The organism is Pseudomonas sp. GW823-FHT01D03 (genome assembly GCF_058798255.1).
On sequence record NZ_JBXAKK010000001.1, the window covers coordinates 1,233,471 to 1,245,607 of the forward strand.

Here is a 12,137-nt window from a genome sequence, read left to right on the forward strand (position 1 = left end):
AGCGGCCATTCCTACAGTTCACTCTACATTTGCGCACAGCCCCGGAGGTTGTGTGTCTTGAGCGCCCATGCCTGCCATCGACCATCCACTGATTGACCAATTCCTCGACGCCCTGTGGCTGGAAAAAGGCCTGTCCGATAACACTCGCGGCGCCTACCGCAGCGATCTGGCGCTGTTCAACGGCTGGCTGCAGGAGAAAAACCTCGAGCTGATCAATGCCGGTCGCGAGTTGATCCTCGATCACCTGTCCTGGCGCCTGGAGCAGAACTACAAACCGCGTTCCACCGCCAGATTTCTTTCCGGTGTGCGTGGCTTTTATCGCTATCTGCTGCGGGAAAAGCTGATTACGGTCGATCCGACCTTGCGCGTCGACATGCCGCAACTCGGTCGGCCGCTGCCCAAGTCGTTGTCGGAAGCCGACGTCGAAGCGCTGCTCAAGGCGCCGGATCTGAGCGAAGCCATCGGCCAGCGTGACCGCGCCATGCTTGAAGTGCTGTACGCCTGCGGTCTGCGGGTGACCGAGCTGGTGAGTCTGACGCTGGAGCAGGTCAACCTGCGTCAGGGCGTGTTGCGGGTGATGGGCAAGGGCAGCAAGGAGCGCCTGGTGCCGATGGGCGAGGAGGCGATTGTCTGGGTCGAGCGCTACATGCGCGATGGCCGCAGCGAGCTGCTCGGCGGACGGCCCAGCGATGTGCTGTTCCCCAGCCAGCGCGGCGAGCAGATGACCCGCCAGACTTTCTGGCACCGGATCAAGCATTGGGCCAAGGTCGCCGGGATCGGCAAGTCGCTGTCGCCGCACACCCTGCGCCATGCGTTTGCCACGCACCTGCTCAACCACGGCGCCGATCTGCGGGTGGTGCAGATGTTGCTGGGGCACAGCGACCTTTCCACTACGCAAATCTACACCCACGTCGCCCGCGCGCGGTTGCAGGATCTGCACGCCAAACATCACCCAAGAGGCTGATGCAAAGCCAGCTTTTTGTGGCGAGGGAGCTTGCTCCCGCTGGGGTGCGAAGCGCCCCCAAAATCTGTCAGTCGCATCGGTTGTGCAATATCTGCGACTGCTGCGCAGCCGAGCGGGAGCAAGCTCCCTCGCCACAGGGGAATTTGAGTCACCCTGCAGCGAGTGTCTGGTGTCAGGCGCATTCGGCCCTGCGAGCCTTATGTGGTAGGCTTTGCCGGTTTGCACGATGGACGGTTATGACCCGGTGTTCCGGCACGGGCGTTCTGACCGTTTCATTTGTCCGCCTTCAGGAGTTCTCATGCGTCTGACCCAGATTTTCGCCGCCGCAGCCATTGCGTTGGTCAGCACCTTTGCCGTCGCCGATGACGCGGCCGACAAAGCCATTCGTCAAAGCCTGGAAAAACTCGAACTCGAGGTTCCGGTAGAAAGCATCAGCACCAGCCCGTTGCCGGGCATGTATGAAGTCAAGCTCAAGGGCAGCCGCGTGCTGTACGCCAGCGCCGACGGCCAGTACATCGTTCAGGGCTATCTGTTTCAGCTCAAGGACGGCAAACCGGTCAACCTGACCGAGAAGACCGAACGCCTGGGCATCTCCAAGCTGGTCAACGCCATCCCGGTGGCCGAAACCGTGGTTTACCCAGCCGTGGGCGAGACCAAATCGCACATCACCGTGTTCACCGACACCACCTGCCCGTACTGCCACAAGCTGCACGCCGAAGTGCCCGAGCTGAACAAGCGCGGCATCGAAGTGCGTTACGTGGCGTTCCCGCGTCAGGGCCTCGGTTCGCCGGGTGACGAGCAACTGCAAGCCGTGTGGTGCTCGACCGACAAGAAAGCCGCCATGGACAAAATGGTCGATGGCAAGGAAATCAAGGCCGCCAAGTGCGCCAACCCGGTTTCCAAACAGTTCGCTTTGGGCCAGTCGATCGGCGTGAACGGCACACCGGCCATCGTTTTGGCCGACGGACAAGTCATTCCGGGCTACCAGCCGGCGCCACAAGTCGCCAAACTGGCACTGGGCGCCAAGTAATTCGCATCGTCACGGTCAGCCTTTGACGATCATGGTCCGGCGGTAACTTCGCCGGGCCATTAATAGAGAGCCGCGAACACGCGGTTGTTTTCCGGCCGACCTTGCGTCGGCCGTTTCATGGGGAGTTCACAGTGAATCCGGTCAAAGTAGGCATCTGTGGGTTAGGGACCGTCGGTGGCGGTACCTTCAACGTACTTCAGCGCAACGCCGAGGAAATTGCTCGTCGTGCCGGGCGTGGGATCGAAGTGGCACAAATTGCCATGCGCACGCCAAAGCCTCAGTTCCAGACGACCGGTATTGCGATTACCAACGATGTCTTCGAAGTGGCCACGAACCCTGAGATCGACATCGTCATAGAGCTGATGGGCGGCTACACCGTTGCCCGCGAGCTGGTACTCAAGGCCATCGAGAATGGCAAGCATGTGGTCACCGCGAACAAGGCACTGATTGCCGTTCACGGTAATGAGATTTTCGCCAAGGCACGCGAGAAAGGCGTGATCGTGGCATTCGAAGCGGCCGTGGCCGGTGGCATTCCGGTGATCAAGGCGATCCGTGAAGGCCTGTCCGCCAACCGCATCAACTGGGTCGCCGGGATCATCAACGGCACCGGTAACTTCATCCTCACCGAAATGCGCGAGAAGGGTCGCACCTTCGAAGACGTGCTGGCCGAGGCGCAAGCGCTGGGCTACGCCGAAGCCGATCCGACCTTCGACGTCGAAGGCATCGACGCGGCGCACAAGCTGACGATTCTGGCCTCCATCGCGTTCGGCATTCCGCTGCAATTCGACAAGGCTTATACCGAGGGCATCACCAAGCTGACCACCGCTGACGTGAACTACGCCGAAGCGCTGGGCTACCGGATCAAGCACCTCGGTGTGGCGCGCAGCACCGCTGCCGGCATCGAGCTGCGCGTACACCCGACGCTGATCCCGGCCGATCGCCTGATCGCCAATGTCAACGGCGTGATGAACGCCGTGATGGTCAACGGTGACGCCGCCGGTTCGACGCTGTTCTACGGCGCCGGTGCCGGCATGGAGCCGACCGCTTCGTCGGTGATCGCCGACCTGGTGGACGTAGTTCGCGCCATGACTTCCGATCCGGAAAACCGCGTGCCGCATCTGGCCTTCCAGCCAGACTCGCTGTCGGCGCACCCGATCCTGCCGATCGAAGCTTGCGAAAGCGCCTACTACCTGCGCATCCAGGCCAAGGACCATCCGGGCGTACTGGCTCAGGTGGCGAGCATCCTCTCGGAGCGCGGCATCAACATCGAGTCGATCATGCAGAAGGAAGTCGAGGAACACGACGGTCTGGTACCGATGATCCTGCTGACCCACCGCGTGGTCGAGCAGCGTATCAACGATGCAATCGCCGCCCTCGAAGCCCTGGCCGGTGTGAATGGTCCGGTTGTACGGATCCGCGTCGAGCACCTGAACTAAACAGAAGCAGCTGCAAGCGTCGAGCTGCAAGCGGCAAGAGAAAAGCGGTCTGGTTTTTACTTGCAGCTTGTAGCTCGTGGCTTGAAGCTCAAACCGAAGGTTTGCCCTTATGCGTTATATCAGTACCCGCGGCCAGGCACCGGCCCTGAATTTCGAAGACGTCCTGTTGGCCGGTCTGGCTACCGACGGCGGTCTGTACGTCCCGGAAAACCTGCCACGTTTCACCCAGGAAGAAATCGCTTCCTGGGCTGGCCTGCCGTACCACGAGCTGGCTTTCCGCGTCATGCGCCCGTTCGTGACCGGCAGCATTCCTGACGCTGATTTCAAGAAGATCCTCGAAGAAACCTACGGTGTGTTCTCGCACAGCGCCGTTGCGCCGCTGCGTCAGCTCAACGGCAACGAATGGGTGCTGGAGCTGTTCCACGGCCCGACCCTGGCGTTCAAGGACTTCGCCCTGCAACTGCTCGGTCGTCTACTCGATTACGTGCTGGAAAAGCGCGGTGAGCGCGTGGTCATCGTCGGCGCCACCTCCGGTGACACCGGTTCGGCCGCCATCGAAGGCTGCAAGCACTGCGAAAACGTCGACATCTTCATCCTGCACCCGCACAACCGTGTGTCCGAAGTGCAGCGTCGGCAGATGACCACCATTGTCGGCGAGAACATTCACAACATCGCCATCGAAGGCAACTTCGATGACTGCCAGGAAATGGTCAAGAACAGCTTCGCCGACCAGAGCTTCCTCAAGGGCACACGTCTGGTGGCGGTCAACTCGATCAACTGGGCGCGGATCATGGCCCAGATCGTCTACTACTTCCACGCAGCCCTGCAGCTGGGCGGCCCGGCGCGTTCGGTGGCGTTCTCGGTACCGACCGGCAACTTCGGCGACATCTTCGCCGGTTACCTGGCGCGCAACATGGGCCTGCCGATCAACCAGTTGATCGTCGCGACCAACCGCAACGACATCCTGCACCGCTTCATGAGCGGCAACCAGTACGTCAAGGAAACCCTGCACGCCACGCTGTCGCCGTCGATGGACATCATGGTTTCGTCGAACTTCGAACGTCTGCTGTTCGACCTGCACGGTCGCAACGGCGCGGCGATTGCCGGGCTGATGGATTCGTTCAAGCAGGGCGGTGGTTTCAGCGTCGAGCAAGAGCGCTGGACCGAAGCCCGCAAGCTGTTCGACTCGCTGGCCGTGGATGACGCGCAAACCTGCGAAACCATCGCCGAAGTCTACGCGCAGTGCGGCGAAGTGCTGGACCCGCACACCGCCATCGGCGTCAAGGCCGCGCGCGAATGCCGCCGCAGCCTGGACATCCCGATGGTGATCCTGGGCACCGCACATCCGGTGAAATTCCCGGATGCCGTGGAGAAAGCGGGTGTAGGAAAAGCTCTCGAACTGCCTGCACATCTTTCTGATTTGGTTGAGCGAAACGAGCGCTGCACCGTTCTGCCAAACGAGCTGAAAGCCGTACAGGCCTTTGTCAGCCAGCATGGCAACCGTGGCAAGCCGCTGTAAGCCGAAAAAGCTGTCACATTTTGAAGCCCGTCTCCTGACGGGCTTTTTTGTTTCTGCTGCCACACTGCTCAGGTTTTCGCCCATGAAGGACGGGTGAGTCGATCACGAAGGAAGTGGCAATGCTGTTTGAGAGAGGATGGAAATACACCCTGAAGCGGGTTTTTCTGTTGTGCCTGTTGGTTGGCTGGCGCGTGGGCGTTGCGGCGCATCTGGCGCATGATGAAGAGCAGTTGAACATCGGCACCGTTGTGCTGAGTGAAGCCGAGCAGCAATGGGTTCGCGATAACCCGACGGTGATCGTGGCGGCGGAGCAGTACCCGTTGTACCTGTTTCTGGATGAGCATGGTCATTGGAGCGGCTTGAACAACGATGTGCTCAAACGCATCAGTGCCATGACCGGGTTGCAATTCGTTTACCGGGAGTCGTTTTCCACCGCGCAGATGCTCGAGCGCCTGGAGACCGGCGCCGCAGACATGAGCACGACCCTGGCGATGAATGATGAGCGCCGTTTGAGTCTGGATTTCAGTCATGCCTTTGGCGGTGCCGGCTGGGTATTTGTCGGCCGCGCCGGCGAGCCTGGAGTGCAATCGCTGGAGCAGTTGGCCAAACGGGTGCTGGTATTGCCGGGGCGGCACGCGCTGGAGGGGGTGATCCGACGCGATTATCCGTCCATCGAATTACGTTCGGTGAAAACCTATGCCGAGGCACGGGCGCTGGTCGAAAGCGGTGAGGCCTATGCCACCATCGAAAATGAAATCGGTGCGCAGCTCTATCCCTCGGGCTTGCTGAAGGTTGGCGAGTTGCTGGAGGGAAAATGGGAGGCGGATCTTCTGGCCGTGCGCAAGGGCCAGCCGCAATTGCTGAGCATCCTGAACAAGGCGCTTGAAGCGTTCCCGGCCTCCGAACTCCGGGCCATTCGCCTGAACTGGCTGGGCGGCATCGGGCCGAAACCAGCCGCTGCGGGCTGGCAACACTGGTCCCGGCCGAGCTACTGGGGCGTGTTTGTGGTGGGGGCTTTTTTCGGGTTGTCGCTGTTATGGCATCGGCGCATGGCGGCGCTGATCAAACAGCATCGGGACGTGCAGAGCCAACTCGGCGATCAATTGGTTTTCCAGCGCGCGCTGATAGACGCCATGCCTGACCCGGTGTTCGTCCGCGACCTGGAAGGACGCCTGATCCTCTGCAACAAAAGCTACGAAGAGGCGTTGTCGATCCGCTTTGAACAGGTTCAGGGATGCCGACTGATCGACGTCGATGCCCTGCCGCGTGCCACCGCCGGCATGCTGCATGAGGAGTTCATGATTCAGCTGAGAACCCGCCGAACCCGTTTCAGCAGACGCCGCCTGCAATTCAAGCATGGCAATCGGGACATCTATCAATGGACGGTGCCGTTTTACAGTGCCAATGGGGAGTTGCGAGGCCTGCTCGGCGGGTGGACGGACATCACCCGGCATGATGCGGCAACGGGGGGACATCCGCATTGATATAGGGAAATTTCCTATATCACGCGCCTCCTTTTCCGATGGGGGACTGAAGGAGGCTGCCCTAAAGTGGACAGCAACTGCGGACGAGTCCGCGATTGCCGTTTCAGAGGTCGTCCATGCGCTCGCTCAAAGTACTGATTCTCGAACCCGATCCTTATCGAATGATGGCGTTGCACCAGATGCTCAATGCGTTCGGTATCTACAACGTACTCACGGCGCCATCGCTGGCCTCGGCACGTTGCTCGCTGGAGCGTCGCACCCGGGTCGACATTGCGATCTGCGATCCGCAGTTGAAAGGCGGGGAAGGCCTGGCGCTGATCCACCATCTGGCGGCCGAAGGGGAGGCCAATGCGCTCATTCTACTGGGGCGTGTAGCGCCGGGCTTGCTGAGCGATCTCGAAAGCCTGCTGCAAACACACGAGGTGACGCTGCTGGGGCGCCTGCAAACGCCGGTTTCGGCCGTGCTGATGCGCGGACTGCTGGACAGCTACCTGCAAGCGGCAGCCCATCCGGCGGGGGCTTGAGCCGACGGTTATGTTTCTGTCATCTTCACCGTGCATGCTCTGACAGACCGCTAACTGCTCCGGGAGCAGCGCGGTATTCAGAACTTTCTTCTCGGGCCGGTGGTCATTTATTGTGAACACGCCCCAGGCACAATGTTTTCGGACTATTGAGTGGAGATCGAGATGGAAAGTATCAGTCTATTGCTCGGTGAGGCTCTGAGCCCGTATCAGGTGACGTTGACTCCGTGTGGCGCCCATGGCGAATGCCTGGTAACGCTCAAGAACGGCAACGGCGCCCTCGTGGTGGAGCGCGAATTCAATCAGGCGCAGTTGACCGACAAACGCCTGCTGACCGATGTGGTCGATGGTTTGCACCGTGACGTCCTGATCGCCGAAGGGCGACTGGAGCCCTGTGTCATCGCGGCCTTGCGCAATGCGGCGCTGGATAAGCGTGCGGCGCTGTAAAGATGAAATATTTTTTGTGGGAACCTTCCTGCATCCCCGTCAGTCAGACCCCATAACAGCAGGATCAAGCATTGTGCTCCGGTGCTTGTCGCTTGCTGCTACGGGTCTTTAAGCAGACCGCGTTTAACCCCGAGTTGTCTCCCCACTGCTCGGGGTTTCTTTTTGCCCGCAGGTTTTATTGCGCGGTCTGTTGCTCGAAAAAAATCCGCGCCTGTTGCAGGTAATCCGTGCGCATTTCGGGGTCCAGCCAGTCGGCATACGACTGGCTCAGTTGCTCGTGGGGCAGGGTACGCAGCAGTTGGTTGATCTCACTGATTGCCTGACGGCCTTGGGGCGTATCGGAACATCCGACATAACCCGACAGATACTTGCCGGTGCCGCGAATCGGAAAGAACACCAGTTCGTCTTCGGCAATTTGCGCCTGATGCGCCTGATAGCGGATCTCCGGCCAGTAACCCAATACCACCTGCAGACGCCCCAGGCGCTGCATCGACAGCAGGCTGCTCAGAGCGTCGTTGCCGTAATGCGGCGTCAGCGCGCCATCGGGCGCCTGCTTGAGCAAAGTGTCGAGATACTCGCCGTAACTGCGCTCGGCGACGACTCCGATCTTGATCTCGCCATTGGCCAGAAATGCCGGCAGATCGACTTCGCCGTCGATCAGGTACGGCGCCAGTACGTCGCGATCCTTCTGACGCACCACCAGACCATTACTGACAGCACGAAACGCCGGGACAGAGAACGCGATCCATTGCGTGCGCTCCTTGCTCCAGATCAGCGAGGGATCGCAGGTGAAGGACGGCTCGTGCAGCATCTGCATGCCCCGGGCGCGATTGACCCGCATCAGCGTGTGTTCGTATTGCGGCATGCCGGCGATCAGCATCGGCATCAGTTGATCGATCACACCCTGGCCCTTTTTCGGGCCTTCGAAGATGGTCAGGGGCGGCAGATCGCGCAACAGCCAGACCAGCGTGGGTTTCGCTTGCACCCAGGCGGGCAGGGCGAGCAGAAACAACAGGCCGAACAGCCGCCACGTCCACCAGTGGTGAGCGCGGTTGGCGGCCGATGTCCGGTGATGTTTCAGGTTAGATAGCTCCGTCCGCGCGCAACCGGGCGATCTGCTGTTCGTCGTAGCCAAGATCGTGCAGTACCTGCGCATTGTGTTCACCGAGCTGCGGCCCGACCCATTCGGAAGTGCCCGGTGTCTCGGAGAGTTTCGGCACGATGCCCGGCATCTTGAAAGGCTTGCCGTCCGGCAGCTTCGCCTGCAGGAACATTTCCCGGGCGAGGTACTGCGGATCGCTGAACATGTCTTCGGCACTGAAGATCCGGCTGGCCGGCACTTCCGCCTGGTTGAGCAGGTCGAGCACGCTTTGCAGCGGCAACGAATTGGCCCAGCGGTCGATCACGCCATACAACTCGTCGCGGCGACTGTCGCGCCCGTCGTTGCTCGCCAGTGTCGGGTCGTTGGCCAGATCCTCGCGGCCGATGATCAGCATGAAGCGTTTGAAGATCGCGTCGCCATTGGCGCCAATCTGCACGTGCTTGCCGTCGGCACTGGTGTGGATCGATGACGGCGTGATGCCCTGCATGATGTTGCCGGTGCGCTCGCGGATGAAGCCGAACACGTCGAACTCCGGCACCATGCTTTCCATCATGGCGAAAATCGCCTCGTACAACGCCACATCGACCACTTGGCCGAGACCGCCGTTGACCTCGCGATGACGCAGCGCCATCAGCGCGCCGATGACGCCCCACAGCGCGGCAATCGAGTCACCGATGGAGATCCCGGTGCGCACCGGTGGCCGGTCTTCGAAGCCGGTGATGTAGCGCAAACCGCCCATGGACTCGCCGACCGCGCCGAAGCCCGGTTGATCTTTCATCGGCCCGGTCTGGCCGAAACCGGACAGACGCACCATCACCAGCTTCGGGTTCAGCGCATGCAGGGTTTCCCAGCTCAGCCCGAGTTTTTCCAGCACGCCGGGGCGAAAGTTTTCGATCAGGATGTCGGCTTCGCCCAGCAGTTTTTTCAGGATCGCCAGGCCTTCCGGATGCTTGAGGTTCAGGGTCAGCGACTTCTTGTTGCGTGCCTGAACGAACCACCACAGCGAGGTGCCTTCATACAATTTGCGCCACTTGCGCAGCGGATCACCGCCGTCGGGCGATTCGATCTTGATCACTTCGGCGCCGAACTCGCCGCAAATGCGCGAGGCAAACGGCCCGGCAATCAACGTACCCAATTCAATGACTTTCACACCGCTGAGCGGTTTGTTGGCGAACGGCATACTGAATCCTGTAGGACAAGGCTGAGCGGATACAGCGTTTTAACATAGCCGGCTGTCAGACGCCGCAGGTTGATCGCCATCAATTCGATGATTGCCTACGGCATCGGTTAGACTTGCCGACTTTCCTCGTATCAAGAAGCCCGTTCATGGCCCAGCCGTCTACCACATACAAATTCGAACTGAACCTCACCGACCTCGACCGCAGCATCTACGAGAGCGTCAAGCAGACCATCGCCCGTCACCCTTCGGAAACCGAAGAGCGCATGACCGTGCGGCTGCTGGCCTACGCCCTCTGGTACAACGAGCAGTTGTCGTTTGGCCGTGGTCTGTCGGACGTGGATGAACCTGCGCTGTGGGAAAAAAGCCTCGATGACCGCGTCCTGCACTGGATCGAAGTCGGCCAGCCGGACGCTGATCGCTTGACCTGGTGCTCGCGTCGCACCGAGCGCACCAGCCTGCTGGCCTATGGCAGCCTGCGCGTGTGGGAAACCAAAGTGATCCCGGCGATCAAGAACCTGAAAAATGTCAACATCGCCGCTGTGCCGCAGGAAGTGCTGGAAACCCTGGCCAAGGACATGCCGCGCGTCATCAAGTGGGACGTGATGATCAGCGAAGGCACGATCTTCGTCACCGACGACCGTGGTCAGCATGAAGTCCAGCTGGAATGGCTGGCCGGTGAACGCGGCTGATCCTGCGTTGTTCACTGATTAATCCCACGTATTCAAGAGAAGTTTCCGTTACCCCATGCGTATTGATCCTCGACCGTTGCCTGCCACGCTGCCGTTTCTCGGTGACCTGCCACCTTTGCTGACCCGTTTGTACGCGGCGCGGGGCGTGCAATCCGAGGCGGAGCTGGATAAAAGTCTGGCGCGGCTGATTCCGTTCCAGCAGCTCAAGGGCATCGAGGCGGCGGTGGATCTGCTGGTGACGGCGCTGGAGCAGCGTCAGCGGATTCTGATCGTCGGTGACTTCGACGCCGATGGCGCGACGGCCAGTACGGTCGGCGTGCTCGGCTTGCGTCTGCTGGGCGCGGCGCATGTCGATTATCTGGTGCCGAACCGCTTCGAATACGGCTATGGCCTGACCCCGGAAATCGTCGAAGTCGCCCTGACCCGCGAACCGCAGTTGTTGATCACTGTCGACAACGGCATCTCCAGCGTCGAAGGTGTGGCGGCGGCGAAAAAGGCCGGGCTCAAGGTGTTGATCACCGACCACCACTTGCCCGGCGATGAACTGCCGCTGGCCGATGCGCTGGTCAACCCGAACCAGCCCGGCTGCGAGTTTCCGAGCAAGGCGCTGGCCGGGGTCGGGGTGATTTTCTACGTGTTGATGGCCTTGCGCGCGCGCCTGCGCAGCCTCGGCTGGTACGAGAGCAAGCCGCAGCCGAACATCGGCGAACTGCTGGATCTGGTGGCGCTGGGCAGCGTTGCCGACGTGGTGCCGCTGGACGCCAACAACCGGATTCTGGTGCATCAGGGCCTTGAGCGGATTCGCGCCGGGCGTGCACGACCGGGGATCAAGGCGATTCTTGAAGTGGCCAAGCGTGACGCGGCGCGGATTACCTCCACCGACCTGGGTTTCATCGTCGGCCCGCGCCTGAATGCGGCGGGGCGCCTGGATGACATGAGCCTCGGGATCGAATGCCTGCTCACCGCCGACGCCAATCTGGCGCGGGAAATGGCCGCGCAACTGGATGGTATGAACCAGGATCGCAAATCCATCGAGCAGGGCATGCAGCGCGAGGCGCTGGCGCAGCTCAAGGACTTGCCGGTGGAATCGATGCCGTTTGGCCTGTGCCTGTTCGATCCCGAGTGGCATCAGGGGGTGATCGGCATTCTCGCCTCGCGGATGAAAGAACGTTATTTCCGTCCGACCATCGCCTTCGCCGACGCCGGTGACGGTTTGCTCAAGGGCTCGGGGCGTTCGGTGCAGGGTTTCCACATTCGCGATGCGTTGAGTGTGGTGGCCGCGCAGCATCCGAACCTGATTGCCAAGTACGGTGGCCACGCGATGGCGGCCGGCCTGACCTTGCCGCAAGAGAATTTTCCGCTGTTCGCCGAGGCTTTTGACGCTGAAGTGCGTCGGCAACTTCGCGAAGAAGACCTGACCGGGCGCATGCTCTCGGACGGCACGCTGGCGGTCGAGGAATTCCATCTGGAACTGGCTCGCGCCCTGCGCCATGCCGGGCCTTGGGGTCAGCACTTCCCGGAGCCGCTGTTCCATGGCGTGTTCCAGTTGGTCGAGCAGCGGGTGGTCGGCGAGCGGCACCTGAAAGTGGTGCTGAAGAGCGAGTGCGGGTCGGTGAAGCTGGATGGCATCGCTTTCGGCATTGACCGTGATGTCTGGCCGAACCCGACCATTCAGTGGGTCGAGCTGGCCTACAAGCTCGACGTCAACGAGTTCCGGGGCAACGAGACGGTGCAACTGATGATTGCCCACATCGAACCGCGCTGA

The 12,137-nt window shown here is 60.9% G+C and carries 11 protein-coding genes; 9 read left to right on the forward strand and 2 right to left on the reverse strand.

What is annotated here, in order from left to right:
- The first annotated feature begins 67 nt into the window (after window positions 1-67).
- The 7 genes from xerD (at window position 68) to AC1RBR_RS05410 (ending at window position 7,401) form a co-directional block, all read left to right on the forward strand.
- Window positions 68-964: a site-specific tyrosine recombinase XerD gene (gene xerD / locus AC1RBR_RS05380; RefSeq protein WP_007967784.1), complete on the forward strand. Its 897-nt coding sequence runs from the start codon at window positions 68-70 to the stop codon at window positions 962-964.
- 298 nt (window positions 965-1,262) lie between these two features.
- Window positions 1,263-1,994: a bifunctional protein-disulfide isomerase/oxidoreductase DsbC gene (gene dsbC / locus AC1RBR_RS05385; protein ID WP_095138292.1), complete on the forward strand. Its 732-nt coding sequence runs from the start codon at window positions 1,263-1,265 to the stop codon at window positions 1,992-1,994.
- A gap of 131 nt (window positions 1,995-2,125) precedes the next feature.
- Window positions 2,126-3,430, forward strand: a complete 1,305-nt coding sequence (locus tag AC1RBR_RS05390) for a homoserine dehydrogenase (RefSeq protein ID WP_007908972.1) — start codon at window positions 2,126-2,128, stop codon at window positions 3,428-3,430.
- A 109-nt stretch (window positions 3,431-3,539) separates the two neighbouring features.
- Window positions 3,540-4,949: a threonine synthase gene (gene thrC, locus AC1RBR_RS05395; RefSeq protein WP_492563327.1), complete on the forward strand. Its 1,410-nt coding sequence runs from the start codon at window positions 3,540-3,542 to the stop codon at window positions 4,947-4,949.
- 119 nt (window positions 4,950-5,068) lie between these two features.
- Window positions 5,069-6,433, forward strand: a complete 1,365-nt coding sequence (locus AC1RBR_RS05400; RefSeq protein WP_492563329.1) for a transporter substrate-binding domain-containing protein — start codon at window positions 5,069-5,071, stop codon at window positions 6,431-6,433.
- 116 nt (window positions 6,434-6,549) lie between these two features.
- Window positions 6,550-6,957, forward strand: coding sequence for a response regulator (locus AC1RBR_RS05405; protein WP_492563331.1), 408 nt, complete (start codon window positions 6,550-6,552; stop codon window positions 6,955-6,957).
- A 162-nt stretch (window positions 6,958-7,119) separates the two neighbouring features.
- The gene (locus AC1RBR_RS05410; RefSeq protein WP_492563333.1) at window positions 7,120-7,401 is read left to right on the forward strand and encodes a DUF3509 domain-containing protein; all 282 of its coding nucleotides are present in this window, start codon (window positions 7,120-7,122) and stop codon (window positions 7,399-7,401) included.
- A 175-nt stretch (window positions 7,402-7,576) separates the two neighbouring features.
- On the opposite strand, the gene AC1RBR_RS05415 is transcribed toward AC1RBR_RS05410, so the two are convergent.
- Window positions 7,577-8,557, reverse strand: coding sequence for a TIGR02285 family protein (locus AC1RBR_RS05415; RefSeq protein ID WP_492563335.1), 981 nt, complete (start codon window positions 8,555-8,557; stop codon window positions 7,577-7,579).
- A complete protein-coding gene (locus tag AC1RBR_RS05420) occupies window positions 8,484-9,683 on the reverse strand; it encodes a CaiB/BaiF CoA transferase family protein (RefSeq protein WP_492563337.1) in 1,200 nt (399 codons plus the stop codon). Before AC1RBR_RS05420 ends, AC1RBR_RS05415 begins: the two co-directional genes overlap by 74 nt.
- A gap of 146 nt (window positions 9,684-9,829) precedes the next feature.
- Between AC1RBR_RS05420 and AC1RBR_RS05425 the strand changes: the two genes are divergently transcribed.
- Both AC1RBR_RS05425 and recJ read left to right on the forward strand, forming a co-directional pair.
- Window positions 9,830-10,372, forward strand: a complete 543-nt coding sequence (locus tag AC1RBR_RS05425) for a YaeQ family protein (protein ID WP_492563339.1) — start codon at window positions 9,830-9,832, stop codon at window positions 10,370-10,372.
- Window positions 10,373-10,427: 55 nt separating this feature from the next.
- Entirely contained in the window at window positions 10,428-12,137 is a 1,710-nt protein-coding gene (recJ, locus tag AC1RBR_RS05430) for a single-stranded-DNA-specific exonuclease RecJ (RefSeq protein ID WP_097086375.1), read from the forward strand.

Excerpts from the sequence above, each read along its gene's own strand:
- dsbC (WP_095138292.1), top strand. The coding sequence starts at position 1,263 with ATGCGTCTGACCCAGATTTTCGCCGCCGCAGCCATTGCGTTGGTCAGC.
- recJ (WP_097086375.1), top strand. The coding sequence starts at position 10,428 with ATGCGTATTGATCCTCGACCGTTGCCTGCCACGCTGCCGTTTCTCGGT.
- xerD (WP_007967784.1), top strand. The coding sequence starts at position 68 with ATGCCTGCCATCGACCATCCACTGATTGACCAATTCCTCGACGCCCTG.
- AC1RBR_RS05420 (WP_492563337.1), bottom strand. The coding sequence starts at position 9,683 with ATGCCGTTCGCCAACAAACCGCTCAGCGGTGTGAAAGTCATTGAATTG.
- thrC (WP_492563327.1), top strand. The coding sequence starts at position 3,540 with ATGCGTTATATCAGTACCCGCGGCCAGGCACCGGCCCTGAATTTCGAA.
- AC1RBR_RS05400 (WP_492563329.1), top strand. The coding sequence starts at position 5,069 with ATGCTGTTTGAGAGAGGATGGAAATACACCCTGAAGCGGGTTTTTCTG.
- AC1RBR_RS05425 (WP_492563339.1), top strand. The coding sequence starts at position 9,830 with ATGGCCCAGCCGTCTACCACATACAAATTCGAACTGAACCTCACCGAC.
- AC1RBR_RS05415 (WP_492563335.1), bottom strand. The coding sequence starts at position 8,557 with ATGCGCAGGTACTGCACGATCTTGGCTACGACGAACAGCAGATCGCCC.
- AC1RBR_RS05405 (WP_492563331.1), top strand. The coding sequence starts at position 6,550 with ATGCGCTCGCTCAAAGTACTGATTCTCGAACCCGATCCTTATCGAATG.
- AC1RBR_RS05410 (WP_492563333.1), top strand. The coding sequence starts at position 7,120 with ATGGAAAGTATCAGTCTATTGCTCGGTGAGGCTCTGAGCCCGTATCAG.